26 protein-coding genes and 1 tRNA gene are annotated in these 23241 nt (G+C 52.7%); 7 read left to right on the top strand and 20 right to left on the bottom strand.

Going from position 1 to position 23241, the window contains the following annotated elements:
* Positions 1-34: 34 nt before the first annotated feature.
* On the bottom strand, positions 35-973 hold the full coding sequence (gene mdh / locus DMB82_RS03420; protein ID WP_102118090.1) for a malate dehydrogenase: 939 nt from the start codon (positions 971-973) through the stop codon (positions 35-37).
* 468 nt (positions 974-1441) lie between these two features.
* On the opposite strand from mdh, the gene argR reads away from it, so the two are divergent.
* On the top strand, positions 1442-1912 hold the full coding sequence (argR, locus tag DMB82_RS03415; protein WP_039274176.1) for a transcriptional regulator ArgR: 471 nt from the start codon (positions 1442-1444) through the stop codon (positions 1910-1912).
* A gap of 72 nt (positions 1913-1984) precedes the next feature.
* On the opposite strand, the gene tsaD is transcribed toward argR, so the two are convergent.
* Positions 1985-2998 carry a tRNA (adenosine(37)-N6)-threonylcarbamoyltransferase complex transferase subunit TsaD gene (tsaD, locus tag DMB82_RS03410; RefSeq protein ID WP_116164187.1) on the bottom strand — a complete coding sequence of 338 codons (1014 nt, stop codon included), beginning with the start codon at positions 2996-2998 and terminating at the stop codon, positions 1985-1987.
* Positions 2999-3225: 227 nt separating this feature from the next.
* Here tsaD and rpsU point away from each other — a divergent pair, with 227 nt between their 5' ends.
* The 3 genes from rpsU to rpoD all read left to right on the top strand — a co-directional run bounded on the left by rpsU (position 3226) and on the right by rpoD (position 7345).
* Positions 3226-3441 carry a 30S ribosomal protein S21 gene (rpsU, locus tag DMB82_RS03405; protein ID WP_001144069.1) on the top strand — a complete coding sequence of 72 codons (216 nt, stop codon included), beginning with the start codon at positions 3226-3228 and terminating at the stop codon, positions 3439-3441.
* 154 nt (positions 3442-3595) lie between these two features.
* Positions 3596-5353: a DNA primase gene (gene dnaG, locus DMB82_RS03400; RefSeq protein ID WP_116155141.1), complete on the top strand. Its 1758-nt coding sequence runs from the start codon at positions 3596-3598 to the stop codon at positions 5351-5353.
* Positions 5354-5506: 153 nt separating this feature from the next.
* Entirely contained in the window at positions 5507-7345 is a 1839-nt protein-coding gene (gene rpoD / locus DMB82_RS03395; protein WP_102118093.1) for an RNA polymerase sigma factor RpoD, read from the top strand.
* A gap of 98 nt (positions 7346-7443) precedes the next feature.
* On the opposite strand, the gene mug is transcribed toward rpoD, so the two are convergent.
* On the bottom strand, positions 7444-7947 hold the full coding sequence (mug, locus tag DMB82_RS03390; protein ID WP_116164185.1) for a G/U mismatch-specific DNA glycosylase: 504 nt from the start codon (positions 7945-7947) through the stop codon (positions 7444-7446).
* A 140-nt stretch (positions 7948-8087) separates the two neighbouring features.
* On the opposite strand from mug, the gene DMB82_RS03385 reads away from it, so the two are divergent.
* The 3 genes from DMB82_RS03385 (at position 8088) to DMB82_RS03375 (ending at position 8967) form a co-directional block, all read left to right on the top strand.
* Positions 8088-8163 (top strand) — tRNA-Ile (locus DMB82_RS03385).
* A 204-nt stretch (positions 8164-8367) separates the two neighbouring features.
* Entirely contained in the window at positions 8368-8529 is a 162-nt protein-coding gene (locus DMB82_RS03380; RefSeq protein WP_145985148.1) for a helix-turn-helix domain-containing protein, read from the top strand.
* A 216-nt stretch (positions 8530-8745) separates the two neighbouring features.
* On the top strand, positions 8746-8967 hold the full coding sequence (locus tag DMB82_RS03375) for a hypothetical protein (protein WP_228400043.1): 222 nt from the start codon (positions 8746-8748) through the stop codon (positions 8965-8967).
* Between the two features lie 166 nt (positions 8968-9133).
* Here the strand turns inward: DMB82_RS03375 and DMB82_RS03370 are convergent, their stop codons facing one another.
* The 17 genes from DMB82_RS03370 to DMB82_RS03285 form a co-directional block, all read right to left on the bottom strand.
* Positions 9134-10804, bottom strand: a complete 1671-nt coding sequence (locus DMB82_RS03370) for a hypothetical protein (protein WP_116164183.1) — start codon at positions 10802-10804, stop codon at positions 9134-9136.
* Positions 10801-11352, bottom strand: a complete 552-nt coding sequence (locus DMB82_RS03365) for a baseplate complex protein (protein WP_039275384.1) — start codon at positions 11350-11352, stop codon at positions 10801-10803. The genes DMB82_RS03370 and DMB82_RS03365 overlap by 4 nt, the downstream gene beginning before the upstream one ends.
* A complete protein-coding gene (locus DMB82_RS03360; RefSeq protein WP_116164181.1) occupies positions 11349-12050 on the bottom strand; it encodes a hypothetical protein in 702 nt (233 codons plus the stop codon). Before DMB82_RS03360 ends, DMB82_RS03365 begins: the two co-directional genes overlap by 4 nt.
* On the bottom strand, positions 12050-12664 hold the full coding sequence (locus DMB82_RS03355) for a tail fiber assembly protein (protein ID WP_116164179.1): 615 nt from the start codon (positions 12662-12664) through the stop codon (positions 12050-12052). The genes DMB82_RS03360 and DMB82_RS03355 overlap by 1 nt, the downstream gene beginning before the upstream one ends.
* On the bottom strand, positions 12664-15009 hold the full coding sequence (locus DMB82_RS03350; protein ID WP_116164177.1) for a phage tail-collar fiber domain-containing protein: 2346 nt from the start codon (positions 15007-15009) through the stop codon (positions 12664-12666). The genes DMB82_RS03355 and DMB82_RS03350 overlap by 1 nt, the downstream gene beginning before the upstream one ends.
* Before the next feature lie 6 nt (positions 15010-15015).
* Positions 15016-15648 (bottom strand): hypothetical protein, encoded by a 633-nt coding sequence (locus tag DMB82_RS03345; RefSeq protein ID WP_116164175.1) that lies wholly within the window; start codon positions 15646-15648, stop codon positions 15016-15018.
* Complete coding sequence (locus DMB82_RS03340) at positions 15641-16825, bottom strand: baseplate J/gp47 family protein (protein ID WP_116164173.1); 1185 nt, start codon at positions 16823-16825, stop codon at positions 15641-15643. Before DMB82_RS03340 ends, DMB82_RS03345 begins: the two co-directional genes overlap by 8 nt.
* The gene (locus tag DMB82_RS03335) at positions 16822-17151 is read right to left on the bottom strand and encodes a DUF2590 family protein (RefSeq protein WP_039275378.1); all 330 of its coding nucleotides are present in this window, start codon (positions 17149-17151) and stop codon (positions 16822-16824) included. The genes DMB82_RS03340 and DMB82_RS03335 overlap by 4 nt, the downstream gene beginning before the upstream one ends.
* Complete coding sequence (locus tag DMB82_RS03330) at positions 17148-19328, bottom strand: phage tail tape measure protein (RefSeq protein WP_116164171.1); 2181 nt, start codon at positions 19326-19328, stop codon at positions 17148-17150. Before DMB82_RS03330 ends, DMB82_RS03335 begins: the two co-directional genes overlap by 4 nt.
* A 2-nt stretch (positions 19329-19330) precedes the next feature.
* The gene (locus DMB82_RS03325; protein ID WP_164671199.1) at positions 19331-19480 is read right to left on the bottom strand and encodes a DUF6890 family protein; all 150 of its coding nucleotides are present in this window, start codon (positions 19478-19480) and stop codon (positions 19331-19333) included.
* 44 nt (positions 19481-19524) lie between these two features.
* Positions 19525-19797 (bottom strand): putative phage tail assembly chaperone, encoded by a 273-nt coding sequence (locus DMB82_RS03320; RefSeq protein ID WP_116164169.1) that lies wholly within the window; start codon positions 19795-19797, stop codon positions 19525-19527.
* Positions 19798-19911: 114 nt separating this feature from the next.
* Complete coding sequence (locus DMB82_RS03310; protein ID WP_116164165.1) at positions 19912-20286, bottom strand: hypothetical protein; 375 nt, start codon at positions 20284-20286, stop codon at positions 19912-19914.
* Entirely contained in the window at positions 20286-20627 is a 342-nt protein-coding gene (locus DMB82_RS03305; RefSeq protein ID WP_116164163.1) for a M15 family metallopeptidase, read from the bottom strand. The genes DMB82_RS03310 and DMB82_RS03305 overlap by 1 nt, the downstream gene beginning before the upstream one ends.
* A complete protein-coding gene (locus DMB82_RS03300; RefSeq protein ID WP_039275368.1) occupies positions 20624-20911 on the bottom strand; it encodes a phage holin family protein in 288 nt (95 codons plus the stop codon). The genes DMB82_RS03305 and DMB82_RS03300 overlap by 4 nt, the downstream gene beginning before the upstream one ends.
* A gap of 3 nt (positions 20912-20914) precedes the next feature.
* Positions 20915-21370, bottom strand: a complete 456-nt coding sequence (locus tag DMB82_RS03295) for a phage protein (RefSeq protein WP_116164161.1) — start codon at positions 21368-21370, stop codon at positions 20915-20917.
* Positions 21371-21372: 2 nt separating this feature from the next.
* Positions 21373-22512: a DUF2586 domain-containing protein gene (locus DMB82_RS03290; protein WP_116164159.1), complete on the bottom strand. Its 1140-nt coding sequence runs from the start codon at positions 22510-22512 to the stop codon at positions 21373-21375.
* Positions 22513-23238 carry a phage virion morphogenesis protein gene (locus DMB82_RS03285; protein ID WP_116164252.1) on the bottom strand — a complete coding sequence of 242 codons (726 nt, stop codon included), beginning with the start codon at positions 23236-23238 and terminating at the stop codon, positions 22513-22515.
* Between the last annotated feature and the right edge of the window lie 3 nt (positions 23239-23241).

Raw genomic sequence — 23241 nt, 5'->3', positions numbered from 1 at the left:
CCAACGCACATGCAGCTTGAAGTATGACGGGTATTTAGTTCTTGATGAACGTCTCGCCTAGCTCAATATCCTGCTTCAGCGTATCCAACATGCTGTTAAGCGCGTTTTGCTCAAAAGCGCTTAATGTGCCGATGTCTTTACGCTCGGCGACGCCGTCTTTACCTAACAGAATCGGCTGAGCGAAGAAGCGGGCATATTTGCCATCACTTTCAACGTATGCACATTCAACCACACCGTTTTCACCTTGCAGCGCACGAACCAGAGACAGACCAAAACGCGCAGCTGCCTGACCCATAGACAGCGTTGCCGATCCGCCACCCGCTTTGGCTTCAACAACCTCAGTACCCGCATTCTGAATACGCTTGGTCAGATCGGCCACTTCCTGCTCGCTGAAGCTGATACCAGGAACCTGAGACAGCAGAGGCAGAATCGTCACACCAGAGTGTCCGCCGATAACCGGCACATTAATATCCTGCGGTTGTTTGCCTTTCAGCTCAGCAACGAACGTGTTGGAACGGATGATATCCAGCGTAGTGACGCCGAACAGTTTGTTTTTGTCATATACACCAGCTTTTTTCAGCACTTCGGCCGCAATCGCAACGGTCGTGTTCACTGGGTTGGTGATGATACCGATACAGGCTTTCGGGCAAGTAACCGCAATTTGCTCAACCAGATTACGCACAATGCCAGCATTGACGTTGAACAGATCGGAACGATCCATACCAGGTTTACGTGCCACACCCGCGGAGATCAGCACGATATCTGCACCAACAAGCGCTGGTTTAGCATCTTCACCGCTATAACCTTTGATCTTCACGGCTGTAGGAATATGGCTCAGATCGACGGCAACACCCGGCGTTACAGGGGCGATATCGTAAAGGGATAGTTCTGAACCTGAAGGAAGCTGGGTTTTGAGGAGGAGTGCGAGTGCCTGACCGATACCACCTGCTGCTCCGAGAACTGCAACTTTCATCCTAAACTCCTTATTATCATAAAATAAAAAAGTGCCGTGAATTCATTTGGTTATAAACAGAATATAAAAATGGGAATACGAGCAACCTACTTATCTCTCCACAAATTGTATGAGAGACAAAAATACGCTATGTCTCTAATAATAAATCAAAAACAACCATTCGTTTGAAAGGTAAGTAAAGTTAATAAGCTATTGAGCTATAACGCGGTGTTCATTCACGTGCAATTAACCTGTGCGCTACATTACACCGATCGGTGGCGTCCAAACAACATCATTCTGATAACATTTGATTTACTTTTATGTGACGCAGGACGCATTTTTCGGACTACCCGAGAGTCGATTTTTTTTGAAAACAGCGACTAACGCATATCTGGTGAAATGGATTGGAATTATACGCGATTTAATTGCATAAAAATTCACACAACTGCATAATAGGAAGATTAACCATAACAATTAATCCGGTGCAGAATGCGAAATTCGACAAAACAAGAAGACCTCGTTAAAGCGTTCAAAGCGCTGTTAAAGGAAGAGAAATTCAGTTCTCAAAGTGAAATTGTTCAGGCATTGCAAGACGACGGATTTGAAAACATCAACCAATCCAAGGTGTCACGCATGCTAACGAAATTTGGTGCCGTGCGCACACGCAATGCCAAAATGGAGATGGTGTATTGTCTCCCTGCCGAGCTTGGCGTCCCGACGACGTCCAGCCCGCTGAAGAACCTTGTACTGGACGTGGATTACAATGATGCCGTCGTCGTGATCCATACCAGCCCAGGCGCTGCGCAGCTCATTGCTCGCCTGCTGGACTCATTAGGTAAGTCAGAAGGCATTCTCGGCACCATCGCGGGGGATGATACTATCTTTACCACCCCGGCACGAGGCTTCAGCGTCAAACAGCTTTACGAAGCGATTCTGGTGCTATTCGAACAAGAGCTGTAATGCGCTTTTTGCTACGCTTTCTTCACTACGTGTAGAGCAGTTATCTACACGTAGTGGTTATCACTCGAACACTCACACCGCAGGCAATTCAGCCAACGGCCAACGTGGCCGAACGGATACGCCTAGCGTCTGGCTCGCGCCATGAACCAGACGTACACTGCCCGCATAAGCAATCATCGCACCGTTATCTGTACAGAATTCGGGGCGTGCATAAAACACTTCACCACCGCGTTTCGCCATCACTTCACCTAAGCGCTGACGCAGCGTCCGGTTTGCACTCACGCCCCCCGCCATGACCAGTCGTTTAAAGCCCGTCTCATCCAGCGCACGACGACATTTTATCGCCAGCGTATCTACGACGGCGTCTTCAAACGCACGAGCAATATCGGCACGCGTTTGATCGTCATCACCGTTGCTACGAATCGTATTGGCAGCAAACGTTTTTAGCCCAGAAAAGCTAAAATCCAACCCCGGCCGGTCTGTCATCGGGCGCGGAAACGTAAAGCGTTGGGAATTCCCCGCCTGCGCCATTTTCGACAACATTGGCCCGCCGGGATAATCTAATCCCAGTAACTTTGCCGTTTTATCAAACGCTTCACCCGCCGCGTCATCAATCGACTCGCCCAGCAAACGGTACTCACCAATGCCTGTCACGCTGATGAGCTGCGTATGACCACCAGAAACCAGCAGCGCCACGAAAGGAAACGCAGGTGGATTATCTTCCAGCATCGGCGCCAGCAAATGCCCTTCCATATGGTGCACAGGAATCGCCGGTACCCCCCAGGCGAATGCCAACGACCTGCCGACAGTCGCACCCACCAATAGCGCGCCGACCAAGCCTGGGCCAGCGGTGTAAGCCACACCATCGATATCGTCAGCCTGTAGCCCAGCTTCACACAGCGCCGCCTGAATCAACGGAACCGTTTTACGCACGTGATCGCGTGAGGCGAGCTCAGGCACTACACCACCGTAATCAGCATGTAATTTGACCTGACTGTATAGCTGATTGGCGAGCAAACCAGCTTCCGTGTCATAAATAGCTACTCCGGTTTCATCACAGGATGTTTCGATACCCAATACGCGCATTGCTGTTCCTACTTTTATGACGATACAAGCATTCGTTAAATGCCGCTTGCTTCAAACTGCGGATAGTCTACCATAAGCGACCTGATTTCTGCGCTGGCCGCGGTTGGGTGTTTTATGATCACCGCAATGCTTTACAAAGGCGTCACGTTTGCAGTAGAATTCCGCACCATTTTGAAAAGGCTGGCACAAGGCCAGCGGCAAACCGAATTTATTGAGGTGAGAGGCACATGCCGGTAATTAAAGTACGTGAAAACGAGCCGTTCGACGTAGCTCTGCGTCGCTTCAAACGTTCCTGTGAAAAAGCAGGCGTTCTGGCTGAAGTTCGTCGTCGTGAGTTTTATGAAAAACCAACGACTGAACGCAAGCGCGCTAAAGCTTCTGCAGTGAAACGTCACGCGAAGAAATTGGCTCGAGAAAACGCACGCCGCACTCGTCTGTATTAATTTTCAGGAGGGTTTCCCTCCAACGCGTGATTAATCCGCAGACTTAGCAGTTGCATACGTAAGGCCGTGCTTTCCGAAAGGAAGCGCGGCTTGTTGTCGTTTATAAGCTATATCCAATGTAACCACCTTACAGAAGGGTATACACTAGGGGCTTATGGCTGGACGAATCCCACGCGTATTTATTAATGACCTGCTTGCTCGCACCGACATCGTCGATCTCATTGACGCGCGCGTCAAACTGAAAAAGCAGGGCAAAAACTACCATGCGTGCTGTCCGTTCCATCACGAAAAAACCCCCTCATTCACCGTAAACGGTGACAAACAGTTCTATCACTGTTTTGGCTGTGGCGCACACGGTTCCGCCATTGACTTTTTGATGAATTACGATCGTCTCGAATTCGTTGAAACCATTGAAGAACTGGCTACGATGCATGGCCTAGAAGTGCCTTATGAAACCGGCACAGGTCCAACTAAGCAAGAAATTCACCAACGACATAATCAGTACGAGCTGATGGGACACATCAGCGAGTTTTATCAGCAAGCGCTGCAACATTCCGTCGGAGTTCCTGCATTGCAGTATCTGCAACAGCGTGGTTTAAGTGCAGAGGTGATCAGCCATTTTGCAATTGGCTTCGCCCCATCCGGCTGGGATAACGTTCTCAAGCGGTTTGGTGAAGGTAGCGATCGCAACGTATTGAACGATGCCGGCATGCTGGTGACTAACGATCAGGGCAGAACATACGACCGCTTTCGCGAGCGAGTGATGTTCCCCATCCGTGACAAACGGGGAAGAGTGATTGCCTTCGGCGGACGTGTGTTAGGTAACGATACGCCGAAGTATCTGAACTCACCAGAAACGGGCATTTTCCATAAAGGTCGCCAGTTGTACGGCCTGTATGAAGCACAGCAAAGCCATAAAGATCTCAAACGACTCTTGGTTGTTGAAGGTTATATGGATGTGGTGGCGCTGGCGCAGTTTGGTATTGATTATGCGGTGGCATCGCTGGGTACTTCCACCACAGCTGAACACATTCAGTTACTCTTCCGCGCCACAGACCAGGTGGTATGTTGTTACGACGGAGACCGTGCCGGACGTGAAGCGGCATGGCGCGCGCTGGAAACTGCGCTACCCTATTTGAACGATGGTCGCCAGCTACGTTTTATGTTCCTGCCAGACGGTGAAGATCCCGACACGCTGGTACGTAAAGAAGGCAAAGCCGCCTTTGAGCAGCGTATGGTACAAGCATTGCCGCTGTCGCAGTTTCTGTTTGAGACGCTGCAACAGCAGGTGGATATGAGTTCTGCTGACGGTCGAACCAAACTCGGTATTCTCGCTATGCCATTGATTGGCCAGGTGCCGGGAGAAACACAGCGGCTTTACTTACGCCAGCAGCTTGGCAACAAGCTGGGTATTTTGGACGACAGCCAGTTGGATCGGCTGCTGCCCAAAGCGGCAGAGCTGGAGCAGTCTTACCAGACGCCGCAACTAAAAGTCACAACTATGCGTATACTTATAGGACTCTTAGTGCAAAACCCAAGACTGGCAGCAGAGGTGCCTGACCTTGCGTTGGAAGGTGTTGAGCAAGACAAAGTCCCAGGCTTATCGCTGTTTCAGGACTTGGTGAAAACCTGTAACGCCAGCCCGAGGATGAGTATGGCTCTGCTGTTAGAACAATATCGCGACAGCAAATACTATAAACAACTTGAAACCATCGCGGTATGGAACCATATGATCGTAGAGGAAGAGCTCGAAGAGAAGTTCAGAATTAGTCTGGCAGAGCTCTACGATCAGTTATTGAACCAGCGATTAGAAATTTTGATTGCCCGTGACAGGACAAATCCGAATGGGCTCAACGCCAAAGAAAAAAAAGAGCTTTGGTCGTTGCAACTGGCGTTGACCAGAAAACACTGATACAGAGGCTTAATTGCCGATAAATAGCAGGGTTGAGCCCTGCAAAGAGCCGCTACAGGGGCGCGGCGATAAGAAAAATACCCCTAATGCTATTGTTAGCGAACTACGCTGACCGACACCAACCCAAATACTCTGAAGTGTGGATACCGTCTTATGGAGCAAAACCCGCAGTCACAGCTGAAGCTGCTTGTCACCCGTGGTAAGGAGCAAGGCTACCTGACCTATGCTGAGGTCAATGACCATCTGCCGGAAGATATCATCGACTCGGATCAGATCGAAGATATCATCCAGATGATTAACGACATGGGCATCCAGGTGATGGAAGAAGCACCGGATGCAGACGATCTGTTGCTGGCCGAAAACACCAATGATGCCGATGAAGATGCGGCAGAGGCTGCTGCGCAGGTTCTATCCAGTGTCGAATCGGAAATTGGTCGCACCACCGATCCGGTTCGCATGTACATGCGTGAAATGGGTACCGTTGAGCTGTTGACGCGTGAGGGCGAGATCGATATCGCCAAGCGTATTGAAGACGGTATCAACCAGGTTCAGTGCTCTGTTGCCGAGTATCCTGAAGCTATTACTTACCTGCTGGAACAATACGATCGCGTCGAAGCGGGCGAAAGCCGCCTGTCCGACTTGATCACTGGCTTCGTCGATCCTAATGCGGAAGAGGACATTGCGCCTACCGCGACTCACGTTGGTTCCGAGCTTTCGAGCGAAGAAATGGACGATGACGATGAGGAAAAAGAAGACGAAGAGGAAGAAGAGGACGACAACAGCATCGATCCTGAGCTGGCACGTGAGAAGTTCACCGAGCTGCGTGAGCAATATGAAACGACCCGTCAGGTTATCAAAGCTCACGGCCGTAGCCATGCATTGGCAGCACAGGAAATCCTGAATCTGTCAGAAGTCTTCAAACAGTTCCGTCTGGTGCCAAAACAGTTTGATTTCCTGGTTAACAGCATGCGTTCCATGATGGATCGCGTTCGTACTCAGGAACGTTTGATCATTAAGTTGTGTGTTGAACAGTGCAAAATGCCGAAGAAAAATTTCGTCACGATGTTCACTGGCAATGAAACCAACAACACCTGGTTTGCCGCAGCAGTCGCCATGGGCAAGCCATGGTCTGAAAAGCTGAATGATGTTGAAGAAGACGTCACCCGCAGCCTGCAAAAACTGCAGCAGATCGAAGAAGAAACTGGCCTGACGATCGAGCAGGTGAAAGACATCAACCGCCGTATGTCGATTGGTGAAGCGAAAGCGCGTCGTGCCAAGAAAGAAATGGTGGAAGCTAACCTGCGTCTGGTTATTTCTATCGCGAAGAAATACACCAACCGTGGTTTGCAGTTCCTCGACCTGATTCAGGAAGGCAACATCGGTCTGATGAAAGCGGTAGATAAGTTTGAATATCGCCGTGGCTACAAATTCTCGACCTATGCGACCTGGTGGATCCGTCAGGCGATCACCCGTTCTATCGCCGATCAGGCGCGTACCATCCGTATTCCGGTACACATGATTGAGACGATCAACAAACTGAACCGTATCTCTCGTCAGATGTTGCAGGAAATGGGTCGCGAGCCGACGCCGGAAGAGCTGGCTGAGCGTATGCTGATGCCGGAAGACAAAATCCGTAAAGTGCTGAAAATCGCGAAAGAGCCGATTTCAATGGAAACCCCGATTGGTGATGATGAAGATTCACATTTGGGCGATTTCATCGAAGATACGACGCTGGAGCTGCCGCTGGATTCCGCCACGTCGGAAAGCCTGCGTTCTGCGACACACGACGTACTGGCTGGCTTGACCGCACGTGAAGCGAAAGTCCTGCGCATGCGTTTCGGTATCGATATGAACACCGACCATACGCTGGAAGAAGTGGGCAAACAGTTTGACGTTACGCGTGAACGTATTCGTCAGATCGAAGCGAAAGCGCTGCGTAAACTGCGTCACCCAAGCCGTTCCGAAGTGCTGCGTAGCTTCCTGGATGATTAATTCACTCCTAAGCTAATCCACACTTCAGATAACTGCATGATAAATAACCTCGGTCCGCCGGGGTTATTTTTTGCCCGCCAAAAACGCTCAGATTGGTTTCACGCCTTATTTTGCAGCGCCTGATGCAGTTCCTGATACGACGCCACCAGCGACTCCAGCGTCGCACGGTTCAGCCCGCTAGGGTTCGGCAGTACCCAAACCTGCGTTTCGCCAATACACAGCGCCTGACGTCCCCAGGAAACTTTCTTGATACCAAACGCCTGACTGAACGCCTGCTTCCCTAACACCGCCAGCGCACGCGGCTGATAGCGCGTCATCTTCTCAACAATCGCATTGCCGCCTTGCAGCAGCTCATCTCGCCCCAGCTCGGTGGCTTCAACCGTTGGGCGTTCCACCAGCATGGTGATGCCGCATCCGGTATCCAGCAGATGTTGTTCTTCCGCGGGTACCAGCAAACGTTCCGTAAAGCCTGCCTGATAAATCACTTTCCAGAAGCGATTACTGGGGTTCGCGAAGTGGTAACCGTGATGGGCCGTCGACAGCCCGGGGTTAATGCCGCAGAAAACCACCTGAAGATTCATGGCCAGAATATCGGTAATCATGTCTTTCCCTACTTCCGTTGACTACAGCCATCGTAAATTCTGATAAGAATAACAACAAGCTATCTTGAGTATAAAACCACCACCCGGCAGATAGACTATAGACCTCCCCCCGCACATTACCGTATAATCACAGCCCATTCGGCCCCTTAGCTCAGTGGTTAGAGCAGGCGACTCATAATCGCTTGGTCGCTGGTTCAAGTCCAGCAGGGGCCACCAAATTTTAGCTTTAAAATCATATGATTAAGCCACCTTTCGCAAGGTGGCTTTTTTGTTAATTGTGGTCACTGTCCCCTTTTTGTCCCCTGAGCTTTCAGACTGCCCCCATAAACAGGCGGGAAACCTTCTCAAACTTTTTTCTTATCTAAATAATCATATAGTGTTTTACTATATGATAATTGAGATAGATAAAAGGATAGTTCCATGCCACTGCTCGACTACATCAAAAAATACTACAACGGGAATCAAGCCTCGTTTGCTCGACTAACCGGCGTACAACCTGCCCAGGTGTCGCAATGGCTGGAAAAAGGGTTCATCGTTGTAGATCACACGCTGTACAGCCCACGCCGTAAACTCGGCATTTAAACATGTCTGGCGAACCATCACGGAACGCCCTGAATCTACTTTCCGTCATCAGCCCGCAAACCTTTTTCCCCGCAGCCTTAACGATCCTTTTGCAGATCCTTTCGTGCAATATTTTGCAAACATCCCTAACAACACTATCGCCCTGCAAGCCGCGCCAGCATTGGGTTTCCCGCATTTTCGGAAAAATAACAACGGCTAAATTTGTTCACGGCCAGAGTGACGAAAACCACAAACGATCCTTTTAAAACAATGCATTACTCAATTCATCACGCGGGCGTCATGCGCCTGATTTTGCAAAATGCTGCAAAACCTTACACAGAGTGCAAAAGCGCCCAGATGCCAGAACCCCAGCCACCGCGCGGGCTGGCGGTATGGTTTGCGCCAGATTTCTTTTGCAAAATTTTTATGATCCAAATCGTGCAGGCGGGTGCGGTGTAGCGCCGTTTACGTCTCGCTGGCGCTTCCGTATGCGGGCTGAGAACTCCGGCGCGGCAGGTGGTTGAACGTTCATGAAATGACACAGGCCGTCACGTTAATGACGGCCCGCGGGGCTTAGAATGTGATTGACGCGGTTTTACAGGATAGGGAGTAAATGCGCTGGGTATCAGGCGATGAAGGGGCCGTATTTCTCACGTAGCGCCGTCGCGCGTTGGCCGGTGTTGTTAATCGCCCCAGCGTTCAGCGGTGCGCCAGTGTTGTTATGCGTGTGACTGGCCGTCTGCTGCGCCAGCGTATGCAGCACGTCCAGCGTGTCCGTCAGTAGCGTGAGCACATTTAACTGATCGCTGCCCAACCTTATCGACGGCGCGATCAATTCCTGTTGTGCGGCTACACTGCGGCGAATACCTGCGATACGCTCTGTTAATGCGCCAGCAACCTCTGAATTGTAGTTCTGGCCGACATAGTCATTCCTGTCTTTACTGCTGCGGATCAGCATGTTTGCCGATGTGCCGATCGCGTAATCCCCATCAGCCAACGCCACAACCGCGCCAGCCAATAATTTATGTGTACCGAGTACCGTTATCGTGTCCGTCCCGTTGACCGTGATTGTCCGTGTCGTGGTCGTGCGGGTTTCTGCATCGCTGGTGATGTGGCGCTGGCTGCTACGCTCCTGAATAGTTTGATCGGTTTCCCGCTGCCAACTGCCGTCAGTTGTGACACGCTGGCTTACACCTGCACGCTGCTGCTGGAGCTGCTCGCCTGGCTTAATATCCGGCAATGCCATGCCGTCCTGCATGGTCTGTCTGATAACCGGTTTATCTGGCCTCCCCTCCGCGAATCCGATTTCAACAACCGCGCCCGCAGGCGGATACTGAAACATTCCCCCTTCGGCTCCCGCCATTGGAACGGGCAGCGGCACGGCATTGTATTCAGGCGTGTCGGCGGCGGGGTTGCCGTTCTCATCCAGCAATTGCAGATTAACCGCGTAACGGGGACGAAACGGATCGGACTGGTCGCCTAGCGCGGCGCTGTCATTCGCACTCATCACACGCGCCAGGCGCGGTAAGTGCAATCCGGCCCCCAGCTCAGGGTAATACTGTTCTATCTGGCGTTGCGCGGGCGGCTTCTGTGCGGGCTGGCCGCTGGCGTTCAGCGGTGTCCACGTCAGCGACATTTCATCATTATCAATCGCCACTTTCGTAATGCGCCGATCGTTCACAATGACCCCTGGCCGAATAGCAGGAATGACCGGTAATGTCTGGGTATTGCCCGCGCCGCCCGCGGTAGAAAATTCACGGGGGATCTCGACGGGGGTATTGGCAAAACGTGAATCCGCGTAACTGCCGATATAAACCTCGCCATCCGGCAACTGGAACCACGTATAGTCTGGAATGGCAAACGCACGCCCCAGATTAGCCAGTAGCAGATAGCCGCTGCCGGAATGGGTAAAATGCGGGATTGGCGTATCGGCATATTGCGCGGCGGGCAATGAAAACCGCATGGATGTGCTGGATTCAAGCTGTGCTATCACATCACGCAGCGTGGGATGTTGCAGCGAGATCGGCCAATGGCGCTCAAATACCCCGACCAGCTCACGAATAAACAGACGCTGTGCGCCGTTCTCCGCAGGCGCACAGCGTTCAACAAATCCGGTAAACCAGCGATATACAGAGGTGTTATACCCCAAATCCAAACGAACCAGCTCACCCGTCACATCACGATCGGTCAGTGCCGTCACAAACCCCAGACCGCATTTATTTAGCTCCAGCACCAGATTTAAGCCACTGACAGGGACATCCTCGCCAGCCAGTCGCAATGCGATGATCGGTTTCATGTCTGTTCCTCTGCGGGGCCAATCTTGTTATCGATTTTCTTCAGTACGGATTCAAACCAGGATAGCTTTTCTTCTCCCTCATCGGCGCTGCCCGTACCGCTGGCCGTTTGAACCGTCGCCCCCATCCCGCCCTTCGCGCTGGCCTGCGCCGCCTTGCGCTCTGCGACGCTGAAAAATTCTTTTAGCGTGAAATTGACCAGCCAGGCCATTTTGTCAGTCTGCGGCGCGGCATCGACTGCGCCGGAAAAGGTTGCCTCTCTGAATTTTATCGCCTGGGCAACTTCATTCGCCACACGATAACGTTTCATGCTGCCGTCCGCGCTCTTTGCCTCAGCCAGTGCAAACAGGCGGGTAAGCTGTGTTTTCTCCGCAAACGGGATCAGGCCGGAAACCCGCAGTTCCTTGCCCTTAATCCCCTGCTCTGCGCTGGCTGTGCTGCTGGCCTGCCCGCTCTGGTCTTTATCCTGAATTTGCATTGACGGCGACACCAGAATATTTTTTAGCAAAATCGCCTCACCATCCAACGCCAGCACAATAATCTGATTCATCGTTCTGTCACCATTTCACGCAGCGGCCCTAAATCCTCACCCACAAACATCATGCACAGCGTCAACACGGCATCAGGGTTGGGGATATTTTCCCGCATGTCCAATAGTGCCGTTTCGATACTGTTGTTGACTGACAGTGCCCAAATCGGCACGGACGCCCCCTGTAACTGTTGTAGTGTCTCGCCCGCCGCAGCCAACAATGCCTGGCGCTGGACAGCAAACCCTGCCAACGCGTTGGCGATATCCGCCATCCCAGCCCCGCCCGTCTGGCTGATAGCCTGTTGCATCGCCTGCGCGGATGATGCCTGTCTGGCCGTACTGAATGACAGCGGCGCGGCAGCGGGCAAACTGCCTGCCATCGTGGGACGCTGCATTTTCGTTACGGCCAGACTCAATGCCGAACGAGCGCGGCGCTGAACCTGCGTTAACTCAGGCAACGGGAACACGGCAGCGGCGGCAGTTAACAACGTAATAAACTGCTCGTTCGTGGTCGCGGTTATCATGAATATCACGACATCATGATTAGCAGGCGCGCCCGTCAGCTTTCCCGCCAGTGCGTTAACGGCATTGGGCGGACTGAGAAAAACACCGGATTCCACCGCGTGCCCGACACCAAACGTCCACGGATGGACGATCACTGTCGAGCACGTGATCGGGCGCATGTTCGCAGGAATGGCGAGGCGTTTTTCATGCCACATTACTGTGGGGCCTCCGGCCAGTCGATTTTCACCGCGTTCACATCGATACGGCTCAGTAACACCGCGTAGGTCTGCCATTCAGTCAGCGCGGCTTTTTCTTCATCTGTCGCAATGTCCAGATCAATGGCATAGGTCAATTCATTGATGCGTGACGTTGCAGAAGCGCGACGGGTGGCCAACTCTTGCTGTGCAACCTTGAGCGCGGCTGCGGCTTGCGCATCTTTATCGATCACCCACTTTTTCCCATTCCAGACATCAAACTCAGTGGATGGTTTCAGCAGCGTGACGTTATCCGGCAGTTCGCCGAACTGGCTAACAGTCTGCGGCTGTCGTGTTTCCGTACTGTAGACCGTCTGGCCGCGATAGTCCGGCACTTGCTCCCACGATGTGCCATCAGTGGAACGGCGCAGGGCTTTGCCGACAGGCGGCAATTCGGGTTCGTCTGCGTAGCTGTCAGCAGGCAGTCCAATGCCTTGCATGACGTACTCGTAACTCGCTGACTGATATTCGCGTGTTGCAGGGTTAACGTGATAAACGGTAATCCAGCCGGAATTGATAGCCAGCCCACGTTCGTTCAGTTCTGCGTTAGTGATTTGTGTTGAATAGTTGCTCATTATGCTGCTCTCACAATGTAGTTAAATGCAATGTTACGGGGGCGGTTTTCGTTAGCTGTGGGTACGACGCGTGACGCGTCCAATTTAGCTGGATACCACGCGTTCATTGTTGGACTATCCACAACACTCATATAATTATCAGTATCATGCAGTTTTTCACTAGTATCGTAATACATCGCACTTGTTGATGAATTCGCTTTTTTTATCGCTACATCTGCGTCATAACCATAAAACAGGCTACCTGTGATGTTTCTAATTGCGTCGCCCTGCGCTGACAGCAACGCACGCCCAGCATCAGCGCCCCGCCCATCATCCCAGCCACGGACGAACTCGCCGCGCAAATCGGGCAATACGCCGGATGGGTATCGGGACGCTAAAACCGGATACAGGGTTTTATCAAATGATTGCCCGTTGCATTTGAGCCAGCCAGATGGCGCGACGGCCGCTGGGAATGGCAGGGGGATGCCCGCTAGGTCGTTAATAGATACTGAACCAGCGCTACCAGGCATAACCCACGAACCGTTAGCATCTGCCACTGCGTTATTTCCTGTTACTAGAGCGGTTCCAGTTGACGCAGTTGGTATTGATATTACTGTTTGCCCTGTCGTTGTTTCGCTATCAACGCGGCTGTATATTTGCATCAGCGTGGCTGTGGGGGACGTCAAAAGCTTGTATCGCCCAACCGCATTCGCGGCTACAGACGAATTTGTAAATTCTATCCCCGGAAATCCAGCGCGCGCGATGCTTGGGTTTGCTGTAAATGTTTTTATCCCTGCGATTGTCTGCGCATTGCCAGACATTAAGACCTGCTGACCATTCCAGTTAACAATGCCCGCCCCCGATGTTGACAGATTAATGTTGCCGTTAGGGGCTAGTATAATGCCTGCTGCTGTGACGTCATTTAGTATCTGGATACTGTTGTTAGCTGAACCTCGACCGACCAAGCCCTTTCTTGTTGTCCCATTTGAGTCAAAAAATGGTATGAATATTGGTGCACCTTCCACGTCTGCCAGAAGCCGCAGGGGCTGCTGTCCAGATTTAAATGATTTTGCGTTCGTTATTGTTTGCGCTGTGTCAGTTGTCATCGGGTTAGGTAGATTTGCACTTGTCCAAACCTCAACCCAGTCAGACCAAGGATCTGTAGTTAGTGGTTTGCTTCTTACAAATATTCTGTTTGATATATGCGTTGTATATATCTGAACAGTGCCATACCCAGCCACGGCGTTATAAATGACGTCGAGAGAACCAGCAGAAACAATTGGATAATGTCTTGCGATTGTCGCGTTAGCTGTATCTCCCTGCGTCCAGCGTCCCTGGTAATTCTGTCCCGCCAGTGTATCCAAATCGCTGGCGCCGATCGGCCCTTTTAGCAACAACACGGTGCTGCTGTTCGCCTTTTCATTTAGTAACGCAGTAATGCCCGCGTTTTCCCGAAATAGCGGCTTATTTGGGATGTCTGCGCCGTTTTGGTCTTTAAGAATAAAGCGACTATCAAGATCGGCAATCGGAGAAAGTGGACGATTATCAGTTAACTGACCACTGACGATAGCAGCCAGTTTAGTAACATAGTGCGCGTAGCCTGCATCGTCCGTGTAATTGTTGAATCTTGTAATGGGCGAAGCGGCAGTAAACTTGATACGGTTTTCCCATGCGCCCGTTACAGTTCCCTGCCTGCTGACGTCCAGCCAGACAGATGTATTAGCCGATACGTTGAGCATTGCCGGCGCATCCAACTGCGCCCGTAACCCGCCCACATACCCGATCCCCGCCATCACCGTGGCCACACCGTTAGCCAGTGACACACGGAACCCGTCATTGAGAAACGCCGCCGCACCGTAGTAATCCAACATGGCCAGCCGATGCGCTTCATCCATCCCGAACAACCGCGCAGAAAAATCAATCTGCCACGTTGCTGCCGATACGTTGATTTGTGTCGCCGCCGCCGCCCCATCGAACTGCATAGCAAGATTGCGCGTTAAGCTATTGCCCTGCCTGCCGTTCTGCGTTTTGATTTTTTGCTGGGTGCGAACGTGGACGATCATCAACACGGTATTGGTTTTGCTATCGACGAGTCCTATCCAGTTGTAATCCCAATCGCCGATCGCTGTGTCTAACACAACGGAATAGACCACCGCGTTAGTATTGAGTACACCTGATTGCGTGATAGCGGCGCGGTGTTTGATTGCCGCAGCGGCGGGCATTCCTTCATCACGGCTCACCGCCTGATTCTCGTCCTGATTAGGGTTCAGGGCGAAAACGATCTGGTCGGGAACGGCGGGTTGCCCATCCAGCACTTTTTTTACGTTCCATGCTTCAAATGCACGGGTAACAATACTCTGTGCCATAAAACCTCACTGACTGGCGGTATAATATTCGGTTGATGATGTGAACGCGGGGGCGTTTGCTGGGATTCGCCCTTCGACCAGCCCATGAACAATGTCAACATCGGCGGCGTAATACGCGGTGTCATGACTGAACTCTGCGGCACGAATGCGGGATGTATCCATGTTCTGTACATCAAAATAGTAGCGTCGGCACGTACGGCCATACTGACGGATCAAATCCATCATCAACGTGTTATAGGTGCCGAGCTGCTCGTCATTCAGTTGCACCAGGACAACATCCCAATCATGCGCGGGCTGCCGCTCGGACAGCGTCACATCCCCGACATCCAGCCGCTTGAAGATGTTGATGAACCCTGCAACGCTGCCCGCATCAACCGCGTTGATAAACGCGAATTTCACCCGCTTGCGGTAGAGCGCCAACGGCTCCCCGTTAAACCGCTGGATATCGCGCTGGTACGCCATCGCATCCAGTAGCGCCACGTCACAGGTTTCAGCGTCAAACTGTTGCAAGGGAAATTGCATCCAGCCATAGGTTTTCAGCCAAAATTGTTTAACGGCCGTAAACAGCTTGAGCGGTTCCCCGTTGTCCATCCACGGCGGTAACGTCTGACTATCCAGCCACGTTTTAAACTCAGACATTTTTAAATACCACGCTGACACCCGACAGGCGCGGAATGCTCAGCTCACTGACAATGTCTGACTCACTGAAAGTGATTGACTCGATTACAGGAAAATACTGATGACATTCCCCTGCCAAGTTTGAGAAGGAAAAACGGGAATAGGGCCATGTCTTTTTCACGTCATAATCGGTGTTTTGGCGAAATGCACAGCGGATCAGATCCAGCACGTTAACGCGTAACGCCTGCAATTCCTGAATCGTGAAGTTTTCATAATTTTTCAGGTAAACCGTAACATCGAGCGTTACGTCAAACTCCGGCAGGGGCAGGCACAGCACATCATCACCGTGCCCGTGGTGCCCTTGCGCCATCACATAATCATTGACGGTATCGATAAACGGCTGGCTGGCAACGCCGGAATCCAGCAACAAAAAGACATTGGCTGTACCTGGCCCGCGTGGCGCATCATGTTGAAAAAAGATGCGGTCAGTTGTCAGCCCTGCAATCTGCGCAATCGCGCCGCGATAAACGGCATCAATGTGATATTGCCCAGGCAAATTAAACTGATTGCGCACGCGGTCACGCAGCTCGTCATCAGATTCAACATCCGCCCCTGGCGCGGTCAGCCAGTCATCGTCGTTAACAATATGTTCAATATTGTCTACACCAACGGGTAAAATTCGGTAGTAGCCTGGTGCGAGGTTATGCCCGCTACCGGCAAGCGTGGCCGTCACGGGAATCGGGGCACTTCTGACGCCCGCATCGATAGTAAAATCAGCGTCTGTTGTCAGTCTGTAGACGGTGCCGTTGATACGTTCCGTCTGGATTTGGGTTCCCGCAGGCACAACGGCGGTTATATCGGGATCGAACTTAGTGAACGTAATCACCCCACGCGCCCCCACGGCCCCCTTGCGCTCCAGATTGACCGCCCAGGCGAACACATCAACAAACGCCCCGCTGGCCGTCGCCAGATACAGGTTTTTCATCACTGTGTTGACCAGCGCATTCTTTAGCCACATCACCGGCGCAGTAACAATCGCCGTGATTAATCGCCAGAACGGGGACATGCGGGACGTGTTCGTTATCATGCCCGCATCAGAAACGACCTCGTCAAACTCTGCACGGATCTGTTTCTCGGTAACAGGCATACCCTGTTCAGCCAGAATGCGTTCATAGTCGGGATTGGGGCGATTATTCATAATGATTCACTCACTGAGATCGGGCCGAAATCATACGTTTCAGCATCAATGAAATAATTCCCGCGACCGTTATCACGGATAACCACCGTCCCTGGCACCAGGCGCGTATCTTCTTCTGTCAGCAGTTCCATGCGTAACATGATGTCACTGCGCAATACCGGACTGCGTTCAGCAACCAGTTGCTTAACCAGCCCTGATTCAATCAGCCGGTGAACCACATCCTGCGCAATGCTGACGCGGTTATTACACAACTGCGGTTCATTGCCGGTATTCAGCGTGAAATCACCGTCAGTGATTAGCAGGTCAAAATACAGTGCATCACTCATCCTGCGGCCAGCTCCTGAGATTCTGCGATACTGGTAAACGTTGCGCCGTTCGGTGGATAGATATTCACGCTGGCAATCTCTGTTTTGCGTGTATTCGCTGTACTCTGATTATTTGTCTGCAAGGTTTTGGAAATCCCGCCGTTCTGCATCGCTGGCGCAGTGACGCCAGCAGGCGCGGCCAATCCGCTGCCCGTGGTAGGCTTCAGGTCAATATTGATGCCAGGCAGGTAATTCAGCCCTTTAGCAATGAAGTTGTAGGTCTGGGTAAACGAGTCCATTAGCGAGGCCCACAGCCCGTTAAAAATATTGGTTATCGAATCAACAAACCCGCTAAAGGCCGCAACAGGGGATAGCCCCGCAAAAAAATTCACGGCCATTTCCCACCCACGCTGGATCGATGACCAGAGGTCAGAAAAAACACCATCCAGCACACGGCACGCCTCAATCACCCAACCGATGGGAGCCAGGATCCAGCCGATAGCCTCCGCAACAATACGTCCGAACGCCTCACCAGCTGATGTGACGCCAGCCAGCTCTTCAGAGGAATACGCAATCGGCGTCAGCAAGTCGGTGAACCAGCCAAACAGGGCTTTCACCCCTTGCCAGACAATCCCGATCGCGGCTCCCAGCAGGTCAAACAGTGGAGACAGTGGCGCAAGCGCGCCGGATGCCTCACCAAAGCCACTCACAAACCCTTTAAAAAAGGCCTTGATGGGATGCCAAAACTTCACGACGGCGACCACAACCAACGCGATAGCAGCAATAATGGCGAGGATCGGCCAGATAACCGCATTAACACCGATGGCCGCTGCCCAGGCGGCAACTTTTGTGACGATAAATGATGACTTCAGCCAGTTCATTGCCGTCGTGGCCTTTGTGCCGATCGCCGCCATAATGTTTAATTTACCCGTGACCAGCGCCACGGACTTCGTACCGAGCGACCAGAGCGGTAACAGCCCCGTCCAGATAAATCGGGACAGGCCAAACACGATATTAGCCGTCGCCCCCGCTGCCGCAAATGCCAGCGTACCGAGCGCCACATAACCCAACCAACGGGCGATATTCGGGAACATATCCAGCCATTTAGCGAATTTTTCACCGATGGCGATCACGGTATTGCCGAGGGGAGAAATAGCAGGGATCAACCGCATCCCGATCGATACCCGAATACGCTCCCAGACCTTATCGAGACGTTCCCACATGTCAGCCATTTTTTTCGCCATGTCCGTGGCACGATCAAGCCCCTGCGTATTGCCCATATCACGCATATGCTGACGCAATTTATCCGCCTGGCCCCACGTCGCCGTTAATGCCTGCGCACCGTCGCCAAACGCCTTGTTTAACGCTGCCTGCGCTTTGATGTTCCCCTCGATCGAGCTGCCAAATTTGCCCTGGAGCTTTTGCAGAATATCGGGGAATTGCAACATCTTGCCTTGCGCATCGGTGAAACTCAGACCGAGCTGTTTCCCACCTTCCACCGCTGATTTCAGAAACGCATCATAAATCCCGCCCGCTTCCGTGCCTTTTGTCTGCTTCAGCATCCCCATGACGGCAAATTGTTCATCCATGCCGACACCCATCTGGGTGCCCGTGCCCTTGCTGGACTTCACTAACTCCTTGAGTTCGTCCAGACTGGTGCCAAAGTTCTGCACCATGTACGCCCCTTTTGACGCCATCATTTCAGCAAACGGAATATTGCCCATTCGCGTTGCCACGGTACTGAAGTTACTCGCCATGTCATTCATGTAACTGGCGGCACCTTCAGCACTGGATTTTGTTGCCACGGCCAGCGTATTGAGTCCTGTGGTATATCGGGGTAGCTCGTCGTCCGTTATTCCCGCGACTGAACTACGAATGACGGTTGCAGACGCGACAAACTCCGCCGCCGACTTACCGTAAGCCGTGCTGAATGCCTGAGCTGATTGGTAAATTTTATCCAGCGATTGCGTGCTGACGTTACGGGTTGATAATTCATCCAGCGCCTTTCTCACTTCATTAGCGGGATCGAGCAAACCTTTGACGCTCTGAGCAACGCCCCACAACCCCGCCGCGCCAATCGCCACACGGCCCAGCGCTTCCGCGCTGCGGTTAGCAAACTGTTCAACGGATTGCTGCGCCCGTCCCAGCGGCGCACTCAGTTGGTTTTTCAGACTTAATAAAAAGCCCAGCTCTCTCATCGTTATTCCCTGCTGCCGTTGAACGCAAACGCGATACCTGCGGCGGTACTGTTAATCTGGCATTCGTGAAAATACTCAGCCAGCCACGCCGCGCGGGCCAGACTCATGGCGTCGTCGTCGTCATGTGGCAGATAATGACGCCGCAGCGTCATATACTGCTCAAGCTGATTGCCCCTGATGGCATCAATCAGCGCACTTATCCCTTTACTTCGATCTCCACCTCTGGCGCGTAAATTTCATTAACTTTTTTAGCGATCTGCGTGCCGATGCCTGGTCGTTGCAGCAACTCATTCAGCGCGTCGCGGGTTTCAGGGGTGACAATACGTTTCAGGTAGGTGGCAATCGTGCCGATCACATCACCGTCACGCGCGGCCTCGTTTGACAGCTTGTTATACGCCACCAGTGTTGGCGCAAATGACAGTTCACGACCGTTGACGGTCAGCGTGATCACGTTGGTTTCTTTGCTCATCGTTCAATCTCTCTGCGTTGATTAATGTCAGTTATCAGTTGGTTATGTATGGCGGCGCATTCGCTATATAGCACGCGGTACGCCCGTAACGCCTGGTCAAAATCCTGACCGGTATTACCCGCCAGGCGGGGGAACTGTACCGGACAAAGGGTTAACAAATTCGCCTGATAAGGCACGTTCGGCCTGTTCTGCGCTGTCGTTGAACAACCGAACGTATTCATCGCTAGCACACACATTAAGAAAAACAGGCTTAAGGGTTTCTGTATGAAAGACGCGATCTTGTGTGTGCTCATTTGCGCGTAGCTCCTGTAATTTCTGCTCCAGCGCCCGCCCTGATTGACCGGCGATGTCCTCTAGCCTGGCACGCGTTCCATCGGCTGCGGCATTAGCCGCGCGGGTGATGCGCAACGCCTCGCTATCGTGCTGCAAGTTGTTGACATACCAGCCCGCAACAAATGCCACCACCGCTAACGCCAGCAGCCGCTTCATCAGCGCACGCCACCGTGCGCCAGGCTAAAATGGTTGCCATCAGGACGGGAGGTAAAGCGCCCGCCCCATGCGCCGCCGATGGACTCCCAAAACTCGCCAAGCGGCATGTAGGCTTCCGTTTTCGACTGATACACCCCATCAATAAACAGATTAAAATCCACGGCCAGACGCTGGGTGTGCAGGCTGTTACTGATACCTGCGCCCGATTTGGCATTGATAGCGGCTTGCTCCGGCGTCCGATAGGCTTCGCCAAACGTCAGCGAATAGCCGTTCTCTGCCGCCCAGGTGATCAGGCGTGCAACCATGACCGTAAACGTGGCTTGTTTTGCGCTTAAACTCATGAATTCTCCCGTGATGCTCTCAGTTTGCGTTCAATGATGGCCTCTATCGCCGTTGACCCTGCGATCCCCAGCGCCGAGGCCAATCCCAACACCGCCAGTTCTGGCAGCTCAGGAAACTGGATCAGGGCCACACCCGCGACCATTGACGCCGCCGAACCTAAAATAATGCGGCCCACTAACAGGCGAAACGTGATCCGTTCCTCACTGACCAGCAGCTTCCCCAACCCGATAGCCGCGCCAACAACTAATAAACTGGTAAAAAATGACGTTTCACCGTTTTGCATAATTCACCCAATGAGATCCCGAATATCCGTTTCAGACAGTACTGGCACGCCGTCGATACGCACAAAATCGGGGCTGGTCACCAGATACTTCACTTTATGCGTCGCCGTCTCCCCGCCCTTCGGATCGAAGGCAACCGGCCCCGTCAGTACCAACTTGCACCCGAACGCCTCAACCTTGAATTCCTCATCGCCAGTGTTGGCGTAAAACAAAATATCGGAGGTCGGGATGGCGCGGTAACTGCCTGCTACGCGGGCCAGCGCGGTGATTTTTTTGAAATTCTTCGTATCAAATTCCATTTCACCTTCAGCGCCGACATCACCGGAAACGTAACCGTCTGGAATGCCGCGCGTTTGTGATACGGCGGTGTTATCCGTGATATCCAATGTCGCGGTCTTGACGTGTACCAGTTCAGTCCCTAGCGAAATATCAAACGACTGCCCGCCGATTCGCTGTGTCATCGTTATGCCTCCAACGTGGCATCTAACATGATGCCCACTGTGATTGATTTCGGACTGCCGTAAGGCCGCACCGTGAGATACACCGCCACGGCAACCGATGACGTCCAGGCGATCACCACATCCCCCTCGCGCGGGGATTGCACCTCGCCTGGGAACGTGACGTTATTAATCTGGCTACTGCGGGACATTTCACGCATGTGACGCGCAAAAAACGTCTGATGTGCGGCGATGCTGCCTGGCGTGCTATTCATTGAACGGTCGGCAATTTTTGCGATAGCCTGGAGACGAACACGCCGCGCGATTTTGTCCACAATGCGCAGGTGTTCGATAACCTGATAATCGCCGCCCTCAACGTCCAGCGTTCTCCCGTCAGCCCAGTAAATACCGTCATAATCCGGATACCACATCGGGACGCTGTAGCGGATGGCCTCCAGTGCCTGCAAGGTCGCCAGTTCTAGCGGAATATCATCACTATCAACGGGCAATACGGTGCCCATGCCGATTAACGGCCCTGTGCGCACTCGCGCTGGGCTATCAGCGACGGTCACAGCACGGCTACACAGACGCCCCGCCAATACCCCCGCTTCACTGCCCCACAGATTCGGCACCAGTTGCACCGAGGGCACCGCTTCACCGCGCTGTAAATCGGCTAAACGTGCGAGGTACGCTGACCACGTTTCATCCGCTTGCAGGCCACTGACGGACAGAATGAACCAGACCCAGCGGCCATATTTTGAAATCAGCGTGGTACGCAGGCTAGCAGCAGCGGCAATCGTGGCTTTTGTCGTGTCCAGCGTTAGCACAACCCCTTCAACGCTGGCGACGGCCTGCGCACTTTCCACCCGTTTCACCCAGATTTTGGCAACCTCGGCGGCGGGCAGCTCGTCCAGCTCGTCGTCAGAAATAGAAACGACAAACGCGCTCCAGTTCTGCCCTGCGTTCAGCCGCGCCGCCTCAACACAACGCTTTAGCGTTGAGTCGTCAGCGCCCAGCAGGCTATCCAGATTGCTCTGAGTGTTTACCGGCGTGACAGGGATCGCATCCCCCACCGCGCGGCCAACAAACAGCACAACCCGCTCGATCTCTTTCGTTTCGCCCTGAAGCTGATTGAGCTGATTTATTGTGATAGTAGGCCAGGTCATTTATCCCCCTCGATCCTGTGCGTTGACGTCCCAGCCAAACCCGATGGCCTGCAACTGACGCGCCAAAATTTTGTTAAATTCGTCATCGCTCACGCCCAAAAACACACGCGAGGGAATATCTATTGTCCAGGTCGTTTTCGCTGGCTCGCCACGGAGTTTTCTTATCAGTAACCCCGCCTGCGCCATGTTCAGGGTGTCGGTAATGTATTTGCTGCTCGCTTTGACATACCGATTCCCCTTGCGCATTTTGTAACCCAGTGCGCGTAATCGCTTAGCCTGTCGATCTGTTGCCGATGGCGGATCCGCACCTCCACTACTTTGCGTGTTCTTTTGTTGCTGCCTGGCCTGCCTGCGATTGACAGTAATGTCCATGCCGTTTTGCTGGCTATATCCCACAACCCCAGCGGGTACAGGCGTTTCCCCGTTACGGTATCCACCACCTTGCAAATAAATACGCACTGCGCCAATTTCTGGCATTTCGCGCACATGCAGCAACTTCGGCAACTGACGCAACATTTTGCCGCGACGTTTCGACTTTCTCGGTGCCCACGGCTCACCGTCTGGGCTGGTTTGGTTACGCTGATTGCGCTTGGCCGCGACAATGACCCCCAACTTGGCAATACGCCACAGCAACCGCTGGCGCTTTTTGGGTGGCAGCTCCAGTGATGCCAGCGCGGCACGCAATTGCCGTAACTGTCGCTGCGGCAACCCGCCTTGAACAGACAGCGC

This window comes from Pectobacterium aquaticum (genome assembly GCF_003382565.3).
Classification (GTDB): domain Bacteria; phylum Pseudomonadota; class Gammaproteobacteria; order Enterobacterales; family Enterobacteriaceae; genus Pectobacterium; species Pectobacterium aquaticum.
The sequence above is the reverse complement of the archived record's forward strand: the minus strand, read 5'-3'. Positions and strand labels throughout refer to the sequence as shown.

Excerpts from the sequence above, each read along its gene's own strand:
- rpoD (WP_102118093.1), top strand. The coding sequence starts at position 5,507 with ATGGAGCAAAACCCGCAGTCACAGCTGAAGCTGCTTGTCACCCGTGGT.
- dnaG (WP_116155141.1), top strand. The coding sequence starts at position 3,596 with ATGGCTGGACGAATCCCACGCGTATTTATTAATGACCTGCTTGCTCGC.
- mdh (WP_102118090.1), bottom strand. The coding sequence starts at position 973 with ATGAAAGTTGCAGTTCTCGGAGCAGCAGGTGGTATCGGTCAGGCACTC.
- DMB82_RS03355 (WP_116164179.1), bottom strand. The coding sequence starts at position 12,664 with ATGAGCAACTATTCAACACAAATCACTAACGCAGAACTGAACGAACGT.
- DMB82_RS03320 (WP_116164169.1), bottom strand. The coding sequence starts at position 19,797 with ATGAGCAAAGAAACCAACGTGATCACGCTGACCGTCAACGGTCGTGAA.
- DMB82_RS03335 (WP_039275378.1), bottom strand. The coding sequence starts at position 17,151 with ATGAGTGATGCACTGTATTTTGACCTGCTAATCACTGACGGTGATTTC.
- DMB82_RS03365 (WP_039275384.1), bottom strand. The coding sequence starts at position 11,352 with ATGAATCAGATTATTGTGCTGGCGTTGGATGGTGAGGCGATTTTGCTA.
- DMB82_RS03370 (WP_116164183.1), bottom strand. The coding sequence starts at position 10,804 with ATGAAACCGATCATCGCATTGCGACTGGCTGGCGAGGATGTCCCTGTC.
- DMB82_RS03360 (WP_116164181.1), bottom strand. The coding sequence starts at position 12,050 with ATGTGGCATGAAAAACGCCTCGCCATTCCTGCGAACATGCGCCCGATC.
- DMB82_RS03305 (WP_116164163.1), bottom strand. The coding sequence starts at position 20,627 with ATGAGTTTAAGCGCAAAACAAGCCACGTTTACGGTCATGGTTGCACGC.
- DMB82_RS03380 (WP_145985148.1), top strand. The coding sequence starts at position 8,368 with ATGCCACTGCTCGACTACATCAAAAAATACTACAACGGGAATCAAGCC.
- DMB82_RS03310 (WP_116164165.1), bottom strand. The coding sequence starts at position 20,286 with ATGAAGCGGCTGCTGGCGTTAGCGGTGGTGGCATTTGTTGCGGGCTGG.
- rpsU (WP_001144069.1), top strand. The coding sequence starts at position 3,226 with ATGCCGGTAATTAAAGTACGTGAAAACGAGCCGTTCGACGTAGCTCTG.
- mug (WP_116164185.1), bottom strand. The coding sequence starts at position 7,947 with ATGATTACCGATATTCTGGCCATGAATCTTCAGGTGGTTTTCTGCGGC.
- argR (WP_039274176.1), top strand. The coding sequence starts at position 1,442 with ATGCGAAATTCGACAAAACAAGAAGACCTCGTTAAAGCGTTCAAAGCG.
- DMB82_RS03295 (WP_116164161.1), bottom strand. The coding sequence starts at position 21,370 with ATGACACAGCGAATCGGCGGGCAGTCGTTTGATATTTCGCTAGGGACT.
- DMB82_RS03325 (WP_164671199.1), bottom strand. The coding sequence starts at position 19,480 with ATGACGCTGCGGCGTCATTATCTGCCACATGACGACGACGACGCCATG.
- DMB82_RS03350 (WP_116164177.1), bottom strand. The coding sequence starts at position 15,009 with ATGGCACAGAGTATTGTTACCCGTGCATTTGAAGCATGGAACGTAAAA.
- DMB82_RS03345 (WP_116164175.1), bottom strand. The coding sequence starts at position 15,648 with ATGTCTGAGTTTAAAACGTGGCTGGATAGTCAGACGTTACCGCCGTGG.
- DMB82_RS03300 (WP_039275368.1), bottom strand. The coding sequence starts at position 20,911 with ATGCAAAACGGTGAAACGTCATTTTTTACCAGTTTATTAGTTGTTGGC.
- DMB82_RS03330 (WP_116164171.1), bottom strand. The coding sequence starts at position 19,328 with ATGAGAGAGCTGGGCTTTTTATTAAGTCTGAAAAACCAACTGAGTGCG.
- DMB82_RS03340 (WP_116164173.1), bottom strand. The coding sequence starts at position 16,825 with ATGAATAATCGCCCCAATCCCGACTATGAACGCATTCTGGCTGAACAG.
- tsaD (WP_116164187.1), bottom strand. The coding sequence starts at position 2,998 with ATGCGCGTATTGGGTATCGAAACATCCTGTGATGAAACCGGAGTAGCT.
- DMB82_RS03290 (WP_116164159.1), bottom strand. The coding sequence starts at position 22,512 with ATGACCTGGCCTACTATCACAATAAATCAGCTCAATCAGCTTCAGGGC.